Origin of the sequence: Bradyrhizobium sp. CIR48 (assembly GCF_014198315.1) — a bacterium.
Classification (GTDB): domain Bacteria; phylum Pseudomonadota; class Alphaproteobacteria; order Rhizobiales; family Xanthobacteraceae; genus Bradyrhizobium.
Window position 1 is genome coordinate 90,702 of sequence record NZ_JACIHG010000017.1, and the last position, 20,131, is coordinate 110,832.

Here is a 20,131-nt window from a genome sequence, read left to right on the forward strand (position 1 = left end):
CAGACGCATCGCAAGATGCGGCTGTTTGTCGTTCCGTGTGCCCTGATTCTGGTCCTTAAGAAGGAAAGCCATGAATCAGATGCTGCAAGACCCCAACACCGAAACTTCCGAAGCCGCCCAACCGCCGGTTCCACATGACCCGGCGCCCGACCACCCGCGCTTTGCCAAGCCGCAGCGGGTGGCCTTCGTGCAGGCCTGCTGGCACCGCGACGTGGTCGAGGAGGCCCGCATCGCCTTCATCAAGGAGGCCGAGGCGCGCCATCTCACCCATGTCGACGTGTTCGAGGTGCCGGGCTCGTTCGAGATCCCGCTGCACGCGCAGGTCCTCGCCAAGACGCGGCGCTACACCGCCATCGTCGCGGCCGGCCTCGTCGTCGATGGCGGCATCTATCGCCACGAGTTCGTCGCCGACACCGTGATCAAGGCCTTGATGGACGTGCAGCTGCGTACCGAAGTGCCCGTGTTCTCGGCGGTGCTGACGCCGCAGCAATTCCACGAGACCGAGGTGCACTACGACTTCTTCCGCAAGCATTTTGCGATCAAGGGCGTCGAGGTCGCGGCTGCCTGTGCGGAGACGTTGCTCGGCCTGGAGCGCCTGCGCGGCCAGGTCGCGGCGGGGATCGTGGGGTAGGCGGACTGCCGTAGGGTGGGCAAAGCGAAAGCGTGCCCACCACCTTCATCACAAAAGAAAAGGTGGGCACGGCGCTTTGCGCCTTTGCCCACCCACGAGACCTTTCGGATCGGAAAAACTAGTCGAACAGGCTCGACACCGATTCTTCCGCCGCCGTGCGCGCGATCGCGTCGGAGATCAGGCTGGCGATCGGCAGCGTGCGGATGTTCGGCGCCTTGGTCACCGCGTCGGTCGGCAGGATCGAGTCGGTGATCACGAGCTCCTTCAGCCTCGAGCCCGCGATGCGGGCGGCCGCGCCGCCGGAGAGCACGCCGTGGGTGATGTAGGCGTAGACGTCCTTGGCGCCCTTGGCGATCAGCGCGTCGGCCGCGTTCACCAGCGTGCCGCCGGAGTCCACGATGTCGTCGATCAGGATGCAGGTGTAGCCGGCGACGTCGCCGATCACGTTCATGACCTCGGATTCGCCCGCCCTCTCGCGGCGCTTGTCGACGATCGCGAGCGGGGTATTGATGCGCTTGGCAAGGCCGCGCGCGCGGGCCACGCCGCCGACGTCGGGCGAGATCACCATCGTCTTGGAGAGGTCGAACCTCTCCTTGATGTCGCGCACCATCAGTGGCGCGGCATAGAGATTGTCGGTCGGGATGTCGAAGAAGCCCTGGATCTGGCCGGCATGCAGATCGAGCGTCATGACGCGGTCGACGCCGGCTTGCGTGATCAAATTGGCGACCAGCTTGGCCGAGATCGGCGTGCGCGAGCCGGACTTGCGGTCCTGCCGGGCGTAGCCGAAATAGGGCAGCACCGCCGTGATGCGGCGCGCCGAGGAGCGGCGCAGCGCGTCGGTGATGATCAGCAACTCCATCAGATGGTCGTTCGCCGGGAACGAGGTCGACTGGATGATGAAGGCATCCGAGCCGCGGACGTTCTCCTGGATCTCGACGAAGATCTCCATGTCGGCGAAGCGCCGCACCACCGCCTTGGTCAGCGGCAGGTCCAGGCCCTGCGCAATCGCCTGCGCGAGGGCCGGATTGGAGTTGCCGGCGACGAGCTTGATGGAGCCGTTTTTGGCCGACATAGACGCTTCCTCCCGCGCTTTGCTGGATACGACGTTCAACATCTCAGATCCCACTGGAAGCACGGTTACAACGGGCGAGGAAATATCAGGCCGGGGGCTGCAATGGCAACCCGGGATGCTACGTTTTCCCTTCGAAAATCCTGAGTCGGGCCAACGGCTTGGCCGCAACTCGAGGCCGTGGTTTAGCGGGGGTTATCGTTCGGCATAGCCGAGTGCCGTGGCCGGCATCTCCGCCACCGGGGCCTGCGGGATCACGCTCGCCACCGCCGGGCCCCGCAGGCCAGGAGCCGTGCCCGGGGTATCCGGCGTTCCGTTGATCATGTTGGAAAGTCCGCTGAATCCGGCCTGGGCGATCTTCCGCAGCACGAGGTCGTCGGCTGCTGCCCACGGATCGCGGCCGCCTTTGGCCGAGGTCGGTTCCTCGCCGGAGAGGCGCAGCGCCCGCTGCTGGTTGGCGTCGTAGACGTCCCAGACCCAGGCGATCACCGTCTTGCCGCGCACCACCTGGGCGGAGAGATAGCTGCGCACGCGGTAGGCGGCGGTCCCCTCGCGGGAGATGACGGACAGGCTGCGCAGCTTGGATTCGCTGTCGAGCACGCCGACCATGCGGTCGAACACCTGCGGCGGCGGCCCGTCGATCGATTCGAAGGCGACCGTTGCCCCGGAGCCGGCGGTCGGCGCCATTGCATAGGAGTTGGCGGCCCCACCGCCGCCGGCGCAGCCGCCAAGCGCAGTCGCTGCCGCGAGCAGCATGACCGCCAGCACGCGCGCACCCGCACGGCCCAAGATGAATGACGCGTCCCTCATTATGGAGGGCAGCGATATCGTTAAAATCGATTAAGGTCTAGGGCGGAGGCGACATAGACCACTGTCATCGCATCAGGGCAGCGCCCCGGAATGACACGGCGTTGCCGCTGTGTTCACGCTTCGAGCGCGATTGCGTGAACGTGGCGGCCGTAATCCGGCTCCTTGCGATGCACCGAGCGGCGATAGCTGAAGAAGCGCTCGTCGGCGTAGGTGTCGACGCCGAGATCGTCGATCATCAGGATGCCGGCGGCGTCCAGCCGCTTGCGAATGAAACCGGCGAGATCGAACATCGCGTGTCCCTCGCGCACCGAGGGTATGAAGAATATCGCGTTGTCCGCATCGGCCTCGATGAAGCGCGCGACGAACTCGTTGCCGACCTCGTAGCTGTCCTGGCGGATCAAGGGGCCGATCGCGGCGATGATGCCACTGCGCGTCGCGCCGAGTTTCTCCATCGCTAGAATCGTCGCTTCCAGCACGCCCGTCAGCGCGCCCTTCCACCCCGCATGCGCGCCGCCGATCACGCGCGCGTTGGGATCTACGAACAGCACCGGCCCGCAATCGGCAGTGGAGACGCCGAGCGCGATGCCGGGCGTGTTCGTCACCAGCGCATCGCCCTTCGGCCGCGGCCCGTTCGGCCACGGTGCTTCTGCGACGAGCACGTCGGGTGAATGGATCTGGTGCAGGCTGAGGAAGCGTGCCGGCGCGACGCCGACATGCTCGGCCATGCGGCGGCGGTTTTCCGCGACAAGGGCCTGATCATCGTTGGAGCCGAGGCCGCCGTTCAGCGCCGAGTAGATGCCACTGGAGACGCCGCCTTCGCGGGTGAAGAACGAGTGGCGCAGGCCGGGCACGGCTGACAGCAGCGACGAAGCGAGCGTCATGAGGCTTCTCCGGCCTGTTCGAGATCGCTGAGGCCGGCAATGCCTGTCAGCCGCGGTTCGGAGATGCCGAGCACCTTGAACATCGAGCCCATGCCGCTGCGCCCGGTGTCCGTCAGCCGCTTGAGGGCGATCGAAATGTCGGTGGCGACCTCCGGCGTTGCCTTCTGCATCAAGGCGGCGGCCCTTGTGTCGATGCCGATCCGCTTGAGGAAGTCGCCTTGCGTCACCGGCCCGTGCACGCGCGCGCCGACGTCCTCGGCCGCGCGCGCCAGCGCCTGGAAGTCGACATGAGCGGTGACGTCGGCTTGGCCCGGCGCCTTCAAGGGATCGGCGAAGGTGTGGCGCGCAATCGCCTGGAAGGTGTCGCCGGCGTCGCTGCGCAAATGGCCATAATCGATGATCAGCGCTGCGCCGTCCTGGTCGCGCACGCGCGTGGCGAGCTTCATGATCTCGCCGTCGGGGCGCCATTCGAACACGGCGCCGACGGGTGCGGCGCGCACGAGCGGCGGCAGGAGCACGTCGAAGCGCGGCGTCGGCTCGGACGCCGCGCCGAATTGAAGCTTGCCGTTGGGATCGATCTCGATCACGCGCTCGTGCCAGCCGTTCTCGTGGCGGACCATCTGGTGGACCGGCAGCACGTCGAAATATTCGTTGGCGAGGATGATGCTCGGTCCCTCAGGCACGTCGTCGATGCTGTCGTGCCAGGCAATGTTGCGCACGCCTGACAGCGTCGCATTCTGCCGCTCGCGCAAGACGGGATTGACCTCGACCATGTGGACATGAAGCGCCTGGTAGAGCGGCGGCAGCACGCGAAGGGCGCGTAGCGCGTCCGCCATCATGGTGCCGCGGCCGGGGCCGAGCTCAATCAACCGCAGGAATTGCGGCGAGCCCATTTGCTTCCACACCGAGGCGGTCCATAGTCCCAAGAGCTCGCCGAACATCTGGCTGACTTCGGGTGAGGTTGTGAAGTCGCCTTCACGCCCGAGCGGATCGCGCGAGACGTAATAGCCATGGCGCGGATGCATCAGGCACAGTTCCATGTACCGCCAGACCGGCATGGGACCTGAGGATTTGATCAGCGCCTTGATCTCGTTGAGTAGCGGCTGTTCGGTCACGGCTATCTTCTCGAAATGAATTAACGAACGGCCCCTGCGGGCTTCGGCGCACCGCGCCTGACTGCCAATACAATAAGTATGCCGCCGACGATAAGCATCGGGATCGACAGCAGCATGCCCATGGTTAATCCGCCCCAGAGGAAACCGAGCTGCGCGTCCGGTTCGCGGAAGTGCTCGCCGGCAATCCGGGTCAGACCGTAGATTAGGATGAAGGCGCCGAGGATCATGCCCGGCCGTTTCAGCGCGCCGAGCCGGATCATCACCGCGAGCACCGTGAACAGCAGGATGCCTTCCATGCCGGCCTCGTAGAGCTGGCTCGGATGACGCGGCAGTTGCGTCGGATCGTTGGGGAATATCATCGCCCAGGGCAGGCTCGGATCGGTGGCGCGGCCCCACAATTCGCCGTTGATGAAGTTGGCGATGCGCCCGAGCAGCAGTCCGACCGGCGCGACCGCGGTGGTGATGTCGCCGAGCGACAGGATCGAGATGCCGTTGCGAAAGGCGAACAACATCACCGCGACGACGCAGCCGAGGAAGCCGCCATGGAAGGACATGCCGCCCTCCCATAACCGGAAGATCGCGGCGGGATGATCGATGAAGAAAGGCAGATTGTAGAACAGCACGTAGCCGGTGCGGCCACCGAGAATGATGCCGAGCGTGACCCACAGGATGAAGTCGTCGATCTGCAGCAGCGACATCGGCGCGGGGCCGCCCCACAGGCGCTCCTTCTTCAGCAGCGAGCGCGCATAGAGCCAGCCGAACACGATGCCGCAGATATAGGCCAGCGCATACCAGCGGATCGCGAACGGCCCGATCTCCAGCGCGATCGGCTTGAAGGCGGGGAAGTCGATGAGAAGAAGCTGCATCTCGCCTTCTATTTCTGGACGAGATTGCGGCGATAGAGCGCCAAGAGGCGCTCCCAATGCCGCTCGGCGGCGTCGCGGTCATAGACCGGGCGCTTGGGGAAGGCGAAGCCGTGATGCGTGCCGGGATAGATCTCGACCTCGGCTTTCGCAGCTTTCATGCCTTCTTTGACCTTCTCGATAATCTCCGGCGGCGCGTAGACGTCGGTCTCGGCGCAGGCGAAGTAGAGCTCGGCCTTGGTCTTAGCCGCGGCCAGATGCGGGCTGTCGTCCTGATCCGTTGCCAGCTGCACGCCATAGATCGAGGCGGCCGCCTTGACGCTGTCGGGGAAATGCGTGGCGGCGTTGATGGCGTAGCGGCCGCTCATGCAATAGCCGACGGTGCCGACCAGCTTGGTGTTCGCGGCCGCCTGGCCCTCGGCATAGGCGAGCAGCGCTCTGGTGTCGTCCATGATCATGGGGATGGTGAGCGAGCCCATCAGCTGGAACATGCGCTTGCGCTCCGGCGCGTTCGGGTCGGCCGGTAGCGCGCCGAGCTCCATCACGCCGGAGCGGTAATAAAGGTTCGGCAGCATCACGTAATAGCCTGAGGTCGCGAGCCGGCGCGCCATGTCGCGCAGCTCTTCGCGGATCGCGGGCGCATCCATGTAGAACAGGATGACCGGAAACGGCCCGCCGCGTTCGGGATGGCTGATGAAGGTTGCGGTGTGGCCGTCCCTGGTGGGGATCGCGATCTGCTGGTCGATCATCTCATGCGCCTTGTGATTCTTCTTATGCAGGGACGTTGAATAGGATTGCAAGGAAACCGGGGCATGACAAGGATACCGCCGCTCAGCCCTTGAACCGGCCCAATCGGATTGCCATTGTGTTTTGGAGCGTTCGCGCAAAGTTTATCGGAGCTGCCAGGAGGCCGAAATGACCCAGACCAACAACCGGTTTTTCGACGAGATCGGCCGCCTGATGAACGATGCCGCCGGTGCCGCCCAGGGCGTCAAGCGCGAGTTCGACACGGTGATGCGCACCCAGGCCGAAAAATTCCTGCGCGACATGGACCTGGTCAAGCGCGAGGAGTTCGAGGCGGTCAAGGACATGGCCCGCCTGGCCCGCGAGGAGAACGAGGCGCTGAAGGCGCGGGTTGCAGCGCTGGAGGCCAAGCTCGGCGGGTAGGCGCCCTTCTTACCTTCCCCTGGAGGGGGAGGGTCGATCGCGCGTAGCGCGAGCGGGGCGGGGTGACGGTCTCTCCGCGTCGAAAGTGCCCGTGGGGAGAGATCACCCCACCCCCGTCTCACATTTCGCTGCGCTCAATGTGAGCCGACCCTCCCCCTCCAGGTGAGGGTGCCGCCCATTCTCCTTGTCATTTCCGCATCTTCCGGGTAAAAGCCCGCCAGTTCGTGGCCCCCGCACCCCTGGAGGCTTGCTGCGAACGATGCCATGGGCCGCGCTGCGGCCCATTAACTTTTGCAAAAACAAGGACTTAACGACATGGCGACGACCGTCAAGGAATTGAAGGCGACCGCACGTCCGAAGAGCGGCAAGGGGGCCGCCCGGGCTGAGCGTCGCGCCGGGCGAGTGCCCGGAGTGATCTATGGCAACAACCAGCCCCCCGTCACGATCTCGATCGAAGATCGCGAACTGCGCCAGCGCATCCTCGCCGGCCGGTTCCTGACCACGCTGGTCGACATCGATCTCGAGGGCAAGAAGCACCGCGTGATTCCGCGCGACTACCACCTCGATCCGGTCAAGGACTTCCCGATCCATGTCGACTTCATGCGGCTCGGCGAAGGCGCCACCATCCGCATCAGCGTGCCGCTGCATGTCGTGAAGGCGGAAACGTCCCCGGGCGTGAAGCGCGGCGGCACCGTCAACATCGTCGCCCACGCGATCGAGCTCGAATGCGGCGTCGAGAGCATTCCGCAGTACATCGAGGCCGATGTCGGCTCGCTCGAAATCGGTCACTCCTTGCATCTGTCCGACGTCAAGCTGCCGAACGGCGTGAAGGCGCTGACCCGCGAGGACGCGACCCTCGTCACCATCGTGCCGCCGTCCGGCTACGCCGAAGAGCAGAAGGCCGCCGCTGCGGCTGCAGCTCCTGGCGCTGCTGCGGCTGCTCCGGCGGCTGGCGCTGCGGCTCCGGCCGCTGCTGCTCCTGCCGCGGCTGCCAAGGCTCCCGCCGGCGGCGACAAGAAGAAGTAATCTCTCAAGGCTGGCGCGCGGTCTCTGATCGCGCGCCGAGCGAGGGGCGCGCCGCGTCATGCGACTCTTTGTTGGGCTCGGCAATCCCGGCGCAAAATACGCACGTAACCGGCACAATATCGGCTTCATGGCCGTCGACGAGATCGCGCGGCGTCATGGTTTCGCACCATGGCGCCGTCGTTTTCAGGGCGAGACCTCGGAAGGCACGCTCGGCACCGAGCGCGTGATCCTGCTCAAGCCCACGACCTACATGAACGATTCCGGCCGCGCCGTGCAGGAAGCCGCAAGCTTCTTCAAGATCGCTCCCGGCGACGTCACCGCGTTCCACGATGAGCTCGAGCTGCCGCCGGGCAAGGTGCGGGTGAAGATCGGCGGCGGCATCGCCGGCCACAACGGCCTGCGCTCGATCTCGGCGCATATCGGCAACGACTATCGCCGGGTGCGCCTCGGCATCGGTCATCCCGGCGTCAAGGAACTGGTGCACGGCCACGTGCTGTCGGACTTCGCCAAGGCCGACAACGACTGGGTGACGACGCTGTGCGAGGCGGTGGCCGAGCACGCAGGCCTGGTCGCCAAGGGCACGGATGCGACCTTCGCCAACAGGGTGCATCTCGCCATGCAGGCGAAGGGATTTTTGACCAAGGACGAGAACGGCAAGGAATAACGCTCGTGGGATTTAAATGCGGAATCGTCGGATTGCCCAATGTCGGCAAGTCGACCTTGTTCAACGCGCTGACCGAGACGGCCGCGGCGCAGGCCGCGAACTACCCGTTCTGCACCATCGAGCCGAATGTCGGCGAGGTCGCCGTGCCCGATCCCAGGCTCGACAAGCTCGCGGCGATCGCCAAGTCCGGCCAGATCATCCCGACCCGGCTGACCTTCGTCGACATCGCTGGCCTCGTCCGCGGCGCCTCCAAGGGTGAAGGCCTCGGCAACCAGTTCCTCGCCAACATCCGCGAGGTCGATGCGATCGCGCATGTCGTGCGCTGCTTTGAAGATTCCGACATCACCCATGTCGAGGGCAAGATCGCCCCGCTCGCCGACATCGAGACCATCGAGACCGAGCTGATGCTCGCCGATCTCGACAGCCTCGAGAAGCGCGTCGACAACCTCACCAAGAAGGCCAAGGGCAACGACAAGGACGCCAAGGAGCAGCTCGACCTCGTCAACCGCACCCTGGTGCTGCTGCGTGAAGGCAAGCCCGCGCGCCTCGTCGAGCGCAAGGCGGAGGAGGAACGCGCCTTCGGCATGCTCGGCCTGCTGTCGTCCAAGCCCGTGCTCTATGTCTGCAACGTCGAGGAAGGCTCGGCCGCAACGGGCAATTCGTTCTCCCAGGCGGTGCAGGAGCAGGCCGCCAAGGAAGGCGCGGTTGCCGTCGTCATCTCCGCCAAGATCGAATCCGAGATCGCGACCATTTCGCGTGAGGAACGCGCCGACTTCCTGGAGACGCTGGGTCTCGAAGAGGCCGGCCTCGATCGCCTGATCCGCGCCGGCTACACGCTGCTCGACCTCATCACCTATTTCACGGTGGGTCCGAAGGAAGCGCGCGCCTGGACCATCTATCGCGGCACCAAGGCGCCGGGCGCGGCGGGCGTGATCCATACCGATTTCGAGAAGGGTTTCATCCGCGCCGAGACGATTGCGTATGAGGACTACGTCGGGCTCGGCGGCGAAGCCGGCGCCCGCGATGCCGGCAAGCTCCGCCTCGAAGGCAAGGAATACGTCGTCGCCGACGGCGACGTGATGCATTTCAGGTTCAATACTTAAGTACCAACATCGATGCCGTAGGGTGGGCAAAGCGAAGCGTGCCCACCATCTCTCATATCGCGGAATGATCGTGGGCACGGCGCTTTGCGCCTTTGCCCACCCTACGGCACCTGTGCGTGACGCTCACCGCATCCCGCTGCCCTGGTCGCGGATGGCGCCGAGATGCTCGTTGATGCGGAAGACGATCAGGATCAGCTCCGCGGCGATGCGCGAGAACACGATTCCGACGACGACGCTCGCGATCGACGACAGCAGCACCAGGAAGCCGCCGAACGGACTGATCGCCATCGCAGCCAGGCCGGAGAAGATGCCGGAGAGGCCGAACAGGCAGATCAGCGCGATCACCAGCCAGTAGAAGGTCTTGATGATCGTCGGCGTGATGAAGCGGTCCCACTGAAACAGATCGCTGAATGAAAACATTGCTCTCCCCAGGGCATCGGGCCTTGGTAAATGGATCTTGGCCCTCGGTTGATCCGACTCAAGACCAACGCCGCCACCCCGTATGTAGCACGAGCCATGCGGGCCGGCGGGTTGAGATTGCCGCAAAGTGCGGCCACAATCTGTCATTTCCGCTAGCCAATCCCAAGATGACCCTGACCTTCGAAGATTTCCCGCCCGGCCGGTTCGGAACATTCGGCCCGCGCCACGTCACCCGCGACGAGATTCTGGCCTTCGCGGCCGAGTTCGATCCGCAGCCGATGCATCTGGACGAGGAGGCCGCCAACAAGAGCATGCTGCGTGGCCTGTCCGGCTCGGGCTGGCATCTCTGCTCGCTGATGATGCGGATGATGGCCGACGGCTTCATTACCCGCGCCGCGTCGCTGGGGTCTCCCGGCGTCGACGAGGTGCGCTGGCTCTCGCCGCTCCGGCCCGGCGACGATCTCATGCTCGACGTCGACGTGTTGGAGGCGCGCCCCTCCAAGAGCCGCCCCGAACTCGGCATCGTCAAGTTCAAATGCACCGTGCGCAACGCCAAGGGTGAGGCGCTGGGCGAGATGACCTCGCCGATCCTGATCAAGCGGCGCGAGGGGGCGGTCTGATGCGGTTTTTCGACGACATCGAGATCGGCCAGCGCCGCGAGATCGGCACCTATACGTTCACGGCCGAGGCGATCAAGAATTTCGCAGCGAAGTTCGATCCGCAGCGTTTTCATCTCGACGAGGAGGAGGGCAAGAACTCGCTGTTCGGCGGGCTTGCCGCCTCGGGCTGGCATGTCGGCTCGGCCTGCATGAGCCTGCTTGTCGCTGACGGCCAGCGTCTGGCGCGCGAGGCCGTAGCGCGCGGCGAGGAGGTTGCGGTGTGGGGGCCTTCGCCGGGCTTTCGCGACCTGCGCTGGATCAGGCCGGTTCTTGCCGGCGATACCGTCGCTTACGTCAACGTCGTCACCGACAAGCGCACCTCGGCCTCGCGCCCCGGCTGGGGCATCCTGACCGCCCGCACCACCGGCACCAACCAGCGCGGCGAGGACGTCTATTCCATCACCGCCAGCGCCTTCGTGCCGATGCGGAAGAGCGATTAGATCTGTTCCAAGATGAACGGGCAAATGAGTGCGCAAGTGTTGCCCGCGCGCTATGGACGCGATTCCGAGCGGCTGCCATAAGCCTGCGCAACATGGTTACCGCGAAGCAGTTTGGTGGAACCAGTGAGTTGCTAACTAATTATGAACCTGTCGCTGTCTAATTGAAACGAATTGGGCAGAGACAGGGGACGAGGACCATGGCTGATCGCGGCGCACTCAAGTTTGTTGGATTTATCTTCGCTACCGCGACGCTGGCCGTGATGCTGGTCGCCGGCATGGTGGTGAAGGGCTATGCCGATGGCGCCTACACCCTGGAAGCCTCGGCCGTCGACGCGAGCCGGTAAGAATCTGTTAAGCTCTCGGGGCCGGAAAGCGGCCCCCTCAGCGGCTATAGACGAACGCCAGCACCGCGATCGCAGCCACCAGCAATCCGACGAACCGCAGCATGATCGTGCCGAGCTGACTGGGCGCGGGCCGCAGCGATATCGGATCCGTGTTGTCGGGCCGAATGCTTTCCATGAGATGTCCCCCGGCCCGGCCGCAAAAGAAGCGGGCGCTTGGCATTGGTCGTCGGGAAGGCGCGGCGGGTTCAATAGCGCACCGCATAGCTACGGTGACGGTGTGAACGTGCGTCCACCGTCTTACGCGGCCTTTTTCGCAGCCACACCCACCGCCGTCATGCCCCGGCTTGACCGGGCTTGATCCGGGCATCCAGTACGCCGCGGCGTCTCGGTTCAATCACTGGCGTCTCTGGAATACTGGATCACCCGCTTTCGCGGGTGATGACACCTGTTTTGACGAGATAGCGTCCGGACACGCTACGCCGGGGCGACATCCCGAATCAAAACTGCCGCGCTCCTTGCGGAACGCGGCAGCCGGTGATGCGTGATGTCGGTGCTTAGCTGTTGCGCAGGCCGTCGGCGGCGCGCTTCCACTGCGCGACGTTGTCGGCGATCATCCGGGTCGACTTCATCGCGGCCTGGCTGAGCTGGGCGTAGCCGGAGATCTCGCGCTGGACGCGCTGGCCCTCGGCATGCAGCAGGTCACGCAGGCTCTCGAGCTCCGAGATCAGATTCTCGATCTCGGCGAGCGAGGTGCCGGCGACGCGCTGGATCAGCGAGTTGACGTTGGTGACGGTGGCGTCCGCGCTCGGATCGAGCGGGGGCGCGTCGGTGGTCGCCGCCGCCGGACGGCGCAGATAGGCAATGTCGTTGCGGACGAAGTCGCGGATGCCGGCTTCGACTTCCGTGACTGCAGCGAGGTTGGTGTCGACCGTCTCGGTCTCGGCGGCTTCGGTCTTTTCCGGACGCATGGCGTTCATCGTTATTCCCCTGTTCGCGTTGAGCGCAGCGCGAGTGTCCCCCGCACGACGACGTCTGTGAGGCAGCCCGCATCAGGGCGCCGGAATTTGGCCGCAAATGGGCCGAGATGCGGCAAGGGCGGACCATTCGGGGGTTTTGCCGTGGCGTATGGTTAGGAGAGTGTGAACGTCGCTGCGGCGGCCACCGTTCCAGCTCCTCCTGGTGAGGAGCGCGAAGCGCGTCTCGAACCATGCAGGGCCTCGATCCTTCGAGACGCGCTCCTTCGGAGCGCCTTCAGGACGAGGAGAAAGAGTGGAGGCTCGGCCTACCAGCTCTTCTTGAAACCCGCCGTCAGGCTCTTGTTGATCGCGCCTTGCGAGGTCTCGCCGACCGAGCCGGAGACGGTGACATTGTCGAACAGCTTCTGCTCGGCGCCGACCTTGCGCAGCCATTTGTCGTCGGTGGTCGACAGCGACTGGCCGGCGGTGATGCTGGTGCCGGTGTCGGTGAGGGTCACCTTGGCCGACTGGTCGGTCTCGTAATTGCGGGTGATGTGGCCGCCGATGCCGGGGACCGCACTCGTGCCCTGCTGGTTGACGCTGTAGCCGTTCTGCAGCGTCAGTGAGGTGTCGCCGGACAGTGGCACCGATTTGGTCAGCGAGGCCCCGAGCTTGCTCTGTTCCGAGCCGGGATCGACGCGGGCTTCCACCGCGGTCTTGTCCCAGATCGAGCCCGCGCCGGGCGCGGTTGCCGTCGCCCAGGCGCTGCCGGAGGATTGCGGCAGGTTGCCGCCATTGGTGGCCTTTTGCGCCAGCAGCTCGGACATCGTCCGCGGCTCGCTGGTCACCGTCATGTCGGCGCCGATCCGCGTATCCCAGAACGAGAACACGGATTGCTTCACCGTCACCGCCGAGGAGCCGTTCGCATTGGCGTTCGACGACCAGTCCAGGCCGTCCTTGGCGGCGGCCTTGGCGCGCTTCTTGGCGGCGATCGGGTCAATGCCGGTGCCGGCATCGACCGCGAGCTGGCTCCAGTCGAGCTTGTCGACGTCGATGCCTTTGAGCACGTCGGGGTCGTTGACGTCGGGGGTCTCTGCCGTCTCGGTCTCGGCCTCGTCTGGCGCGGCCGCGGGTGGGGAGAAGGGCGGAAGGATCTGCGCCGAAACCGTCAGCACTGAGCCCAAGATGAACGCGGCCGCCAGCACCGGCAGCCTGGTCCAGCCGAAACCTGTCGAGAATTCCATCGTCCTGCCCGCAAGCCCCAGCGCATGTTGTCCGCCAATATAAGGCGGTCCTTGGTGATGACCATGCGCCATTCGGTCTGCTTGGATCAATGCGGATTTATCGTTGCGAAATTGTGGCAACTCGCGTGGGGACGCGAACCAACGGGCCGCGCGAAAGGCGCGCGCCCGACGACGAGCTTCCGGTACGACGACATCCGGCGGGGCTGGAGGCCAGGACGTCGCGTCAGGCATTGTCATCGGTCCCGAACAGCGGGGCCCGTTGGCGTCCCCCTCAGCCGACGCTGGTCATCTTCGGCAGATGAATGGCGCGGCCGAGTGCCTGCTCGACCAGGTCGAAGGTGTCGATCAGGACGCGCATGCTGGTGAGCTTGCCCGCCCTGAACTGGGCAAACTGCGCGACCCGCAAGCTGATCGGCTTGTTGGAATCCAGTGCCGTCAGCGAATAGCGCATCATCGAGGCGGCGGAATCGACGCCCAGCATGATGCTCTCGCGGTCGAAGCGGCGGACCTGGAAATTGTCGGCGAGCTGGCGGATGACGTCGAGCACGGCGTCCTTGCCCTGGCGCGCGCCGAGGAACGGAAACATGTCGATCGGGCCGTAGAGCGCCCATTCGACGTCCTCGTCGATCAGGGCCTCGATGTCCTCGAAATGCCGGTCGTTGATCGCGCGGTGCAACGCGCGCGAGAAACGCCAGAGGCTGTGCTCTGTCATTTTGGGCAGTCCTGAAGCTGGCTTTGCGAAAGAAAAACGGAAAACGACCCCAGCGCAGTTAGGCGGTGGGGCTCAACTCATTTGTATACGAATAAAATACCCGATTTCGGCCAAAACGCAATTCACGTTTTCGCAATGCACAATTGATAGCGATATGTGAGATCTGCAATAAAACCCCGTAATCTTCCGGGTCCTGGCGGCTCGCGCGCGGGTTCCAGGGGAGGGAGCAGGCTCAGTCCACCCGTGCACCCGTGATCAGCGGCCCGATCTCGCGCTCCAGCACCTGCTGCACCAGATCGTAGGAATCGATGATCTCGCGGATCTCCGCCACCAGCCCGCCGCGGAAGGTGTAGAACACGGCCATGTCGAACTGCACGATGCGGTCGTTGCTGCGCTTCCTGAAATAGGCCTGCATGTAGGTCGCGACCGCCTCGCCCTCGGCCAGGATGTGCGGTGCCTTGTAGCGGATCTCCGAATAGCGCGACCAGACCGTCTGCCACAGCTCGCGCAGCTCGGCCTTGCCGTGGCGCGGCACCATGTGCGGCAGCACGTCGATCGGCGCATGGGTGAGGAAGTCGACGTCATCGGTGCAGCACGCCAGCGCGGCCTCGATGTCGCCGCGCGCGAAGGCGTCGAGCAGATGCAGCACGCGCTGGCGATTGAGCTTCTCGACAGTCATTCCGCCCGTCCTCATTGGCCGTGTGGCGCCCTGCAACGCTAACGCGCGGTCTCCTGCACCGGCAATCCGCAAAATCACAGGGATGTTGCAGACGATATGACGCTCGAGCGCAATGCCAGGTTCATGGCGTGCCAATTGCGAGTTGAATTGCGGCAAGGCTGCACGAATTCTTGCTGCATTCAGCTGCATGACACGCAACGCAGATGGCGCAATGCGCAAGGTCACCGCGGCGCAGCCGTATGGAACCGCCGCGCGCCCGTGCCCGTTGGAGCGCCGACAAACGCATTCGGAGCATCGATCATGAAATCCCTCCTCGCCGTCACCGCCGCACTGCTCATGCTTGGCGCGACATCCACCGCCCATGCCAAGGGTTGCATCAAGGGCGCCGTCGTCGGCGGCGTTGCCGGCCACTATGCCGGTCATCACGGGGTCCTGGGTGCCGCCGCCGGCTGCCTCTACGGCAGGCACCACGCCAAGGAACAGGAGAAGCAGCGGCAGCAGCAGGGTCAGGTGAACGGGCAGGGGAAGTTGTAAGCGACAATCCAACCGCATCGGCGGTCTGCTCCCTCGCCCCGCTTGCGGGGAGAGGGTTGGGGTGAGGGGGAGTCTCTCCGGGGACAGTGGCAGCTCGACCCGCGGAGAGTCCCCCTCACCCGATCGCTTCGCGATCGACCTCTCCCCGCAAGCGGGGCGAGATGAAGAAGGCCGCGTGACGCATCTCACATCACCGCTCCGGCATGGCAGCTAATGTCATCCCCATGTCATCAGGGAGACATGCCATGGCTGCCATCGCCACCGTCAGAAAGTCCCGCCTGCACAACGCGCTCGAAGGCCTCGCGCTGACCACGATCCTGCAGAGCTTCCCGACCTTCGCCGCCGCGGCCTTCCTGCTCAAGCTCGTTGGCAACCACGACCTCGTCGGCGACCCCGGCGTCGCCGTCTTCGTCGCCATCGCCTCGCTCGCCCACGCCATGCTCGCCGTGACCCTCGGCCCGAGCTTCCCGCACATGTTCAAGACCGTCTACGAACCAAAGTTCTTCGAGGCCCATCTATCGCTGTCCGACAAGATCACGGCCTGGCGCACCCAGCCCGTCGCCTCGCTGCAATTGGTGACGATCGTGCTGCTGCTGTCGGTGATGGCGGTGGTGACGGCGAGTGTGGGGTGAGTATTCTCCTTCAAGGAGATTTTAGTGATACTTTGATGGAGCGCGCGTACGAACCCGGCAGATTTGAACGAACTTGTTCTACTGCTTTATCAAGAGCTTCCCCGACAACGGCGTGATACTTCGCGCCTCCAACAATTGCGAACAACCAAAGTTGAACAACAACGTATGTTCGTCCTCCGACATCGACAAGCTCTATATCTACGCTATGAAGAAGATCATCATGATGAGGAAACGCTTCGATAGAGCCGCCAACGAAGTGAGAAATGTCTTTGGCAGCTTGAGATTCTCGTTTCTGACGTACATCCGTGCTGATGATGTCCAGCAGAATGGGTCGAAAGGAAATTGCTCCAAGTTCGGCTACTGCATACGAGTGTGAGATTTTAGCGAGCATTTGAGCGAACGGCGCCGGATAGAAATATCTAGCCGGGGCCACCGCCTTAACGCGCTTCTTCGTGCGCCTTTCGACATCTAGAGCGAATGAAAACAGAACTCTTTTAACCTCTTCAAACGCTGGTCCATTTCGCCATCCAACAACAGCGATCGAGTCCGTCTTTTCTTCGTCAGATTTGCCTGCCAGAAAACCACAGGTCGTGAATTTATGCAGGTAAAGTTCAGTAGGATAGAGTCTGCGCTCTATTCTCACTCGCTCGCACGAATCATCTTCTAGAATGAAATCAATCTCAAAATCTTCCGGATTTTTCTTTTTTCTAGAGGGAAATCCCATGCCAGTTCGAAATGGCCAGATGAAATGCCGTGCGATTTCCTGCTCAAATCTACCCGTAATGCTTTCGCAATCGACGCAGCTGGAGGCTGGAAGAACTAGGTTTCCTCCGAGGCTGAGCGGTATGATATGCTCTTCCTTGAGCTTGCTCGCTCTGGTGCCGCAGTAGATGCATTGCCCTACAGGCGAGTAGGTGTGCGATGGGCTCTTCACCTCAATTTTGGTATTCATGCGATAAGGAGCGACAAATTTCGACTTGCCCAACGGCCACATGCTGGTCGTAAGCTCTGGCTTATCATTCATCTGCGCGATCCTTCTCCGTCCACTTGCCCCAATCGCCAATTCGCATCTCGCGACAAAGGCGTTAGCTACCCACACTGGTAGGGCATTTTAAACGAGAGCTCGCCGAGGATGCCCTACCTCTTCTTCCACCCACCCCGTCTTCCCGGCTGTCCCCCCGTCGACTTCGGTGCCGGCCCGAACTCCGGACCGGATTGCCTTGAATCCGTCGGCTGGATGATCCGGCTCGTACTTCCGAACGGCTTTGACGGCAGAGTCTGGTTCTCGCGGTAGGGCAGCGATTCCGGGCCGTGCATCTCGTCGAGATGCGGCTTGTGGACCTTCGAGCCGCCTCCGCCGCCGCTCGCTTTCAGTGCGGAGCCCACGGTCTTCTTTTTCATGGCGCTGACAGGCAGGTTGGCGGCGTCGCCGTACTTCTTGCTGCCGGCATAGGCGCCGGCCTTGCCCTGGACGGTGCGCTGTTTTGCGGTGGGATCGTCGACCACGGCGAGCTCGGTGGCGCGCAGGCGCTTGACTTCGTCGCGCAGGCGCGCGGCTTCCTCGAAGTTTAGATCGGCTGCGGCCTCGCGCATCCGCGTCTCCAGATCGCCGAGCACGGCTTCGAAGTTGTGGCCGATCGAGATGACGTCGTCAGTCATGTCGTGGCCGCCGACCTCGATCAGTACGTGGTCGCGCTCGTAGACGGAGTTGAGGATGTCGCCGATCTGCTTCTTCACGCTCTCCGGCGTGATGCCGTTGGCGGTGTTGTACTCGACCTGCTTTTCGCGGCGGCGGTTGGTCTCGGCGATGGCGCGCTCCATCGATCCCGTCATCTGATCGGCGTAGAGGATCACCTTGCCGTCGACGTTGCGCGCGGCGCGGCCGATGGTCTGGATCAGCGAGGTCTCGCTGCGCAAAAAGCCTTCCTTGTCGGCATCGAGGATCGCGACGAGCGCGCATTCGGGAATGTCGAGGCCTTCGCGCAAGAGGTTGATGCCGACCAGCGCGTCGAAGGCACCGAGGCGCAGATCGCGGATGATCTCGATCCGCTCGATGGTGTCGATATCCGAGTGCATGTAGCGGACGCGAATGCCCTGCTCGTGCAGATATTCGGTGAGGTCCTCCGCCATGCGTTTCGTCAGCACCGTGATCAACGAGCGGTAGCCGGCCTGCGCGGTGGCGCGGACCTCGCCGACGAGATCGTCGACCTGGGTGCGGGCCGGGCGAATATCGACGGGCGGATCGATCAGCCCGGTGGGGCGAATGACCTGCTCGACGAACACGCCGCCGCTCTCGTTCAGCTCCCAGCCGCTCGGCGTTGCCGACACCGCAACGGTCTGCGGCCGCATCATGTCCCATTCCTCGAAGCGCAAGGGCCGGTTGTCCATGCAGGAGGGCAGGCGGAAGCCGTATTCGGCCAGCGTCGCCTTGCGGCGGAAGTCGCCGCGGAACATGGCGCCGATCTGCGGGATGGTGACGTGGCTTTCGTCGGCGAAGATCAGCGCGTTGTCGGGGACGTATTCGAACAGCGTCGGCGGCGGCTCGCCGGGGCGGCGTCCCGTGAGATAGCGCGAATAGTTCTCGATGCCGGCGCAACTGCCCGTCGCCTCCATCATCTCGAGGTCGAAGGTGGTGCGCTGCTCCAGCCGCTGCGCTTCCAAGAGGCGCCCCTGGTCGTTCAACTGGTCGAGCCGCTGTTTCAATTCGAACTTGATCGACTTGATCGCCTGCACCAGCGTCGGGCGCGGCGTCACATAGTGCGAGTTGGCGTACATCTTGATGAATTCGAGCTCGTCCTGCTTGTGGCCGGTGAGCGGATCGAACTCCTCGATGTTTTCGATGGTGTCGCCGAACAAATTCACGCGCCAGGCACGGTCTTCATAGTGCGCCGGGAAAATGTCGATGACGTCGCCGCGCACGCGAAACGTGCCGCGGGTGAAATCGGCCTGGGTGCGCTTGTACTGGAGCGCGACGAGGTCGGCGATGAGCTGGCGCTGGTCGATGCGCTCGCCCTTCTTCAGTGCGAAGGTCATCGCGGTGTAGGTCTCGACCGAGCCGATACCGTAGATGCACGACACCGAGGCGACGATGATGACGTCGTCGCGTTCGAGCAGCGCGCGCGTCGCCGAGTGGCGCATGCGGTCGATCTGCTCGTTGATCGAGGAGTCCTTCTCGATATAGGTGTCGGTGCGCGGAACGTAGGCTTCCGGCTGGTAATAGTCGTAATACGAGACGAAATACTCGACGGCGTTGTCGGGGAAGAAGTTCTTGAACTCGCCATAGAGCTGGGCGGCGAGCGTCTTGTTCGGCGCCAGGATCAGCGCGGGGCGCTGCGTCTTCTCGATCACCTGCGCCATCGTGTAGGTCTTGCCCGAGCCGGTGACGCCAAGCAGCACTTGAGTGCGGTCGTTGCGCTGGACGCCTTCGACCAGCTCGGCGATCGCGGTCGGCTGGTCGCCCTTGGGCTGGTATTCCGATTTGATCTCGAAGCGCACGCCGCCTTCGGACTTTTCCGGCCGCGGCGGCCGGTGCGGCGTCCACACCTTGGTTGAGCCGTCGTTCTTGCGGAACTCCGGCCGGCCCTCGCGGATCAGCGCCTCCAGCGCATCCGCGGTCGCCTTGACGCCGAGCGCCTCCATCTTGCTGCGCGGCGGACGCGCCAGCGCCTCGGCATCGTCCTCCTCGGTGGGCAGGCCGAGCTGCCGCGCCAGTTCCGGATCGAGCGTCGGGATCGTGGCCGCGGTTCCGTAATTGGCCTGCGGCGCTTCTTCCAGTCCGCCAATTTCGCTGGATTGCCGGGCGCCCGCCGGCTGCGGGTTGGGCCGCAGCGGCATCGGCCGCGCACTGTCCTGCGGAAACTCCTTCGGCGTCGAGGCCCGCGCGCGATGCGCCGCAGCCTCGCCGCCGGAGCGGCGGTCGCGCGAATTGTCCGGCGGCGGCTGCAGCCCGGTGCCCGAGCCAAGGCCGGCGTCGCCGCGATTGATCGCGGGATTGAGCAGCTCGGCCAGCGCCGGCCCGATCGGCTGCACATCAGGCCGATGTGCCTTCGAGTTCGGAGCCTTGGTCTTGGGGGATTTGCCGGATTTTTCGGAGGATGCAGGTTTCTTCGCCATGAGGCGAATATGGGATGAGTCCGCCTCCCGATAAAGGGCGAATGACCGTCCTCATGCAGCCTGCTGACA

General features: G+C 64.1%; 24 protein-coding genes. 10 read left to right on the forward strand and 14 right to left on the reverse strand.

Annotated features, from left to right (window positions below; genetic code table 11):
* Positions 1-70 precede the first annotated feature (70 nt).
* Positions 71-631 carry a 6,7-dimethyl-8-ribityllumazine synthase gene (locus GGD66_RS37500; RefSeq protein ID WP_183261673.1) on the forward strand — a complete coding sequence of 187 codons (561 nt, stop codon included), beginning with the start codon at positions 71-73 and terminating at the stop codon, positions 629-631.
* A gap of 118 nt (positions 632-749) precedes the next feature.
* On the opposite strand, the gene GGD66_RS37505 is transcribed toward GGD66_RS37500, so the two are convergent.
* From GGD66_RS37505 to GGD66_RS37530, 6 genes are all read right to left on the reverse strand, one after another.
* On the reverse strand, positions 750-1,703 hold the full coding sequence (locus GGD66_RS37505) for a ribose-phosphate pyrophosphokinase (protein WP_026202002.1): 954 nt from the start codon (positions 1,701-1,703) through the stop codon (positions 750-752).
* A gap of 192 nt (positions 1,704-1,895) precedes the next feature.
* Positions 1,896-2,510: a hypothetical protein gene (locus GGD66_RS37510; RefSeq protein ID WP_092255076.1), complete on the reverse strand. Its 615-nt coding sequence runs from the start codon at positions 2,508-2,510 to the stop codon at positions 1,896-1,898.
* 113 nt (positions 2,511-2,623) lie between these two features.
* A complete protein-coding gene (gene pgeF, locus GGD66_RS37515; RefSeq protein WP_092255073.1) occupies positions 2,624-3,391 on the reverse strand; it encodes a peptidoglycan editing factor PgeF in 768 nt (255 codons plus the stop codon).
* On the reverse strand, positions 3,388-4,506 hold the full coding sequence (locus tag GGD66_RS37520) for a class I SAM-dependent methyltransferase (RefSeq protein ID WP_018318332.1): 1,119 nt from the start codon (positions 4,504-4,506) through the stop codon (positions 3,388-3,390). Before GGD66_RS37520 ends, pgeF begins: the two co-directional genes overlap by 4 nt.
* Before the next feature lie 20 nt (positions 4,507-4,526).
* Entirely contained in the window at positions 4,527-5,372 is an 846-nt protein-coding gene (gene lgt, locus GGD66_RS37525) for a prolipoprotein diacylglyceryl transferase (RefSeq protein WP_092255070.1), read from the reverse strand.
* An 8-nt stretch (positions 5,373-5,380) separates the two neighbouring features.
* Positions 5,381-6,118, reverse strand: a complete 738-nt coding sequence (locus GGD66_RS37530; RefSeq protein ID WP_092255905.1) for a dienelactone hydrolase family protein — start codon at positions 6,116-6,118, stop codon at positions 5,381-5,383.
* Between the two features lie 166 nt (positions 6,119-6,284).
* Between GGD66_RS37530 and GGD66_RS37535 the strand changes: the two genes are divergently transcribed.
* From GGD66_RS37535 to ychF, 4 genes are all read left to right on the forward strand, one after another.
* Positions 6,285-6,536, forward strand: a complete 252-nt coding sequence (locus GGD66_RS37535; protein ID WP_157328420.1) for an accessory factor UbiK family protein — start codon at positions 6,285-6,287, stop codon at positions 6,534-6,536.
* Positions 6,537-6,851: 315 nt separating this feature from the next.
* Positions 6,852-7,562, forward strand: a complete 711-nt coding sequence (locus tag GGD66_RS37540; protein WP_018318328.1) for a 50S ribosomal protein L25/general stress protein Ctc — start codon at positions 6,852-6,854, stop codon at positions 7,560-7,562.
* Between the two features lie 58 nt (positions 7,563-7,620).
* On the forward strand, positions 7,621-8,226 hold the full coding sequence (gene pth / locus GGD66_RS37545; protein WP_092255068.1) for an aminoacyl-tRNA hydrolase: 606 nt from the start codon (positions 7,621-7,623) through the stop codon (positions 8,224-8,226).
* Between the two features lie 5 nt (positions 8,227-8,231).
* Positions 8,232-9,329, forward strand: coding sequence for a redox-regulated ATPase YchF (gene ychF / locus GGD66_RS37550; RefSeq protein WP_018318326.1), 1,098 nt, complete (start codon positions 8,232-8,234; stop codon positions 9,327-9,329).
* Between the two features lie 123 nt (positions 9,330-9,452).
* Here the strand turns inward: ychF and GGD66_RS37555 are convergent, their stop codons facing one another.
* On the reverse strand, positions 9,453-9,749 hold the full coding sequence (locus GGD66_RS37555; RefSeq protein WP_018318325.1) for a DUF4282 domain-containing protein: 297 nt from the start codon (positions 9,747-9,749) through the stop codon (positions 9,453-9,455).
* Positions 9,750-9,916: 167 nt separating this feature from the next.
* On the opposite strand from GGD66_RS37555, the gene GGD66_RS37560 reads away from it, so the two are divergent.
* The 3 genes from GGD66_RS37560 (at position 9,917) to GGD66_RS37570 (ending at position 11,192) form a co-directional block, all read left to right on the forward strand.
* On the forward strand, positions 9,917-10,369 hold the full coding sequence (locus GGD66_RS37560; protein ID WP_183261677.1) for a MaoC family dehydratase: 453 nt from the start codon (positions 9,917-9,919) through the stop codon (positions 10,367-10,369).
* Positions 10,369-10,848, forward strand: a complete 480-nt coding sequence (locus GGD66_RS37565; RefSeq protein ID WP_183261678.1) for a MaoC family dehydratase — start codon at positions 10,369-10,371, stop codon at positions 10,846-10,848. The genes GGD66_RS37560 and GGD66_RS37565 overlap by 1 nt, the downstream gene beginning before the upstream one ends.
* Before the next feature lie 197 nt (positions 10,849-11,045).
* The gene (locus GGD66_RS37570) at positions 11,046-11,192 is read left to right on the forward strand and encodes a hypothetical protein (RefSeq protein WP_018318322.1); all 147 of its coding nucleotides are present in this window, start codon (positions 11,046-11,048) and stop codon (positions 11,190-11,192) included.
* 37 nt (positions 11,193-11,229) lie between these two features.
* Here the strand turns inward: GGD66_RS37570 and GGD66_RS37575 are convergent, their stop codons facing one another.
* From GGD66_RS37575 to GGD66_RS37595, 5 genes are all read right to left on the reverse strand, one after another.
* Positions 11,230-11,367, reverse strand: a complete 138-nt coding sequence (locus GGD66_RS37575) for a hypothetical protein (protein ID WP_177237058.1) — start codon at positions 11,365-11,367, stop codon at positions 11,230-11,232.
* 379 nt (positions 11,368-11,746) lie between these two features.
* Positions 11,747-12,169, reverse strand: a complete 423-nt coding sequence (locus GGD66_RS37580) for a hypothetical protein (RefSeq protein WP_092255060.1) — start codon at positions 12,167-12,169, stop codon at positions 11,747-11,749.
* Between the two features lie 305 nt (positions 12,170-12,474).
* Entirely contained in the window at positions 12,475-13,392 is a 918-nt protein-coding gene (locus tag GGD66_RS37585; protein ID WP_183236824.1) for a hypothetical protein, read from the reverse strand.
* Positions 13,393-13,663: 271 nt separating this feature from the next.
* Positions 13,664-14,104 (reverse strand): nuclear transport factor 2 family protein, encoded by a 441-nt coding sequence (locus GGD66_RS37590; protein ID WP_018318318.1) that lies wholly within the window; start codon positions 14,102-14,104, stop codon positions 13,664-13,666.
* A 232-nt stretch (positions 14,105-14,336) separates the two neighbouring features.
* Complete coding sequence (locus tag GGD66_RS37595; protein WP_026202000.1) at positions 14,337-14,783, reverse strand: nuclear transport factor 2 family protein; 447 nt, start codon at positions 14,781-14,783, stop codon at positions 14,337-14,339.
* 300 nt (positions 14,784-15,083) lie between these two features.
* On the opposite strand from GGD66_RS37595, the gene GGD66_RS37600 reads away from it, so the two are divergent.
* Complete coding sequence (locus tag GGD66_RS37600) at positions 15,084-15,317, forward strand: hypothetical protein (protein WP_092255049.1); 234 nt, start codon at positions 15,084-15,086, stop codon at positions 15,315-15,317.
* Between the two features lie 245 nt (positions 15,318-15,562).
* Positions 15,563-15,949 carry a hypothetical protein gene (locus GGD66_RS37605; RefSeq protein WP_183261681.1) on the forward strand — a complete coding sequence of 129 codons (387 nt, stop codon included), beginning with the start codon at positions 15,563-15,565 and terminating at the stop codon, positions 15,947-15,949.
* Positions 15,950-15,959: 10 nt separating this feature from the next.
* On the opposite strand, the gene GGD66_RS37610 is transcribed toward GGD66_RS37605, so the two are convergent.
* Positions 15,960-16,973 carry an HNH endonuclease gene (locus GGD66_RS37610; RefSeq protein ID WP_183261683.1) on the reverse strand — a complete coding sequence of 338 codons (1,014 nt, stop codon included), beginning with the start codon at positions 16,971-16,973 and terminating at the stop codon, positions 15,960-15,962.
* A gap of 113 nt (positions 16,974-17,086) precedes the next feature.
* Entirely contained in the window at positions 17,087-20,062 is a 2,976-nt protein-coding gene (uvrB, locus tag GGD66_RS37615) for an excinuclease ABC subunit UvrB (protein WP_183261686.1), read from the reverse strand.
* Positions 20,063-20,131: the final 69 nt, after the last annotated feature.

Excerpts from the sequence above, each read along its gene's own strand:
- lgt (WP_092255070.1), bottom strand. The coding sequence starts at position 5,372 with ATGCAGCTTCTTCTCATCGACTTCCCCGCCTTCAAGCCGATCGCGCTG.
- GGD66_RS37540 (WP_018318328.1), top strand. The coding sequence starts at position 6,852 with ATGGCGACGACCGTCAAGGAATTGAAGGCGACCGCACGTCCGAAGAGC.
- GGD66_RS37500 (WP_183261673.1), top strand. The coding sequence starts at position 71 with ATGAATCAGATGCTGCAAGACCCCAACACCGAAACTTCCGAAGCCGCC.
- GGD66_RS37570 (WP_018318322.1), top strand. The coding sequence starts at position 11,046 with ATGGCTGATCGCGGCGCACTCAAGTTTGTTGGATTTATCTTCGCTACC.
- pgeF (WP_092255073.1), bottom strand. The coding sequence starts at position 3,391 with ATGACGCTCGCTTCGTCGCTGCTGTCAGCCGTGCCCGGCCTGCGCCAC.
- GGD66_RS37575 (WP_177237058.1), bottom strand. The coding sequence starts at position 11,367 with ATGGAAAGCATTCGGCCCGACAACACGGATCCGATATCGCTGCGGCCC.
- GGD66_RS37610 (WP_183261683.1), bottom strand. The coding sequence starts at position 16,973 with ATGAATGATAAGCCAGAGCTTACGACCAGCATGTGGCCGTTGGGCAAG.
- GGD66_RS37555 (WP_018318325.1), bottom strand. The coding sequence starts at position 9,749 with ATGTTTTCATTCAGCGATCTGTTTCAGTGGGACCGCTTCATCACGCCG.
- pth (WP_092255068.1), top strand. The coding sequence starts at position 7,621 with ATGCGACTCTTTGTTGGGCTCGGCAATCCCGGCGCAAAATACGCACGT.
- GGD66_RS37535 (WP_157328420.1), top strand. The coding sequence starts at position 6,285 with ATGACCCAGACCAACAACCGGTTTTTCGACGAGATCGGCCGCCTGATG.
- GGD66_RS37580 (WP_092255060.1), bottom strand. The coding sequence starts at position 12,169 with ATGAACGCCATGCGTCCGGAAAAGACCGAAGCCGCCGAGACCGAGACG.
- GGD66_RS37585 (WP_183236824.1), bottom strand. The coding sequence starts at position 13,392 with ATGGAATTCTCGACAGGTTTCGGCTGGACCAGGCTGCCGGTGCTGGCG.
- GGD66_RS37595 (WP_026202000.1), bottom strand. The coding sequence starts at position 14,783 with ATGACTGTCGAGAAGCTCAATCGCCAGCGCGTGCTGCATCTGCTCGAC.
- GGD66_RS37510 (WP_092255076.1), bottom strand. The coding sequence starts at position 2,510 with ATGAGGGACGCGTCATTCATCTTGGGCCGTGCGGGTGCGCGCGTGCTG.
- GGD66_RS37600 (WP_092255049.1), top strand. The coding sequence starts at position 15,084 with ATGAAATCCCTCCTCGCCGTCACCGCCGCACTGCTCATGCTTGGCGCG.
- GGD66_RS37560 (WP_183261677.1), top strand. The coding sequence starts at position 9,917 with ATGACCCTGACCTTCGAAGATTTCCCGCCCGGCCGGTTCGGAACATTC.
- GGD66_RS37565 (WP_183261678.1), top strand. The coding sequence starts at position 10,369 with ATGCGGTTTTTCGACGACATCGAGATCGGCCAGCGCCGCGAGATCGGC.
- GGD66_RS37605 (WP_183261681.1), top strand. The coding sequence starts at position 15,563 with ATGGCTGCCATCGCCACCGTCAGAAAGTCCCGCCTGCACAACGCGCTC.
- GGD66_RS37505 (WP_026202002.1), bottom strand. The coding sequence starts at position 1,703 with ATGTCGGCCAAAAACGGCTCCATCAAGCTCGTCGCCGGCAACTCCAAT.
- GGD66_RS37590 (WP_018318318.1), bottom strand. The coding sequence starts at position 14,104 with ATGACAGAGCACAGCCTCTGGCGTTTCTCGCGCGCGTTGCACCGCGCG.
- GGD66_RS37530 (WP_092255905.1), bottom strand. The coding sequence starts at position 6,118 with ATGATCGACCAGCAGATCGCGATCCCCACCAGGGACGGCCACACCGCA.
- uvrB (WP_183261686.1), bottom strand. The coding sequence starts at position 20,062 with ATGGCGAAGAAACCTGCATCCTCCGAAAAATCCGGCAAATCCCCCAAG.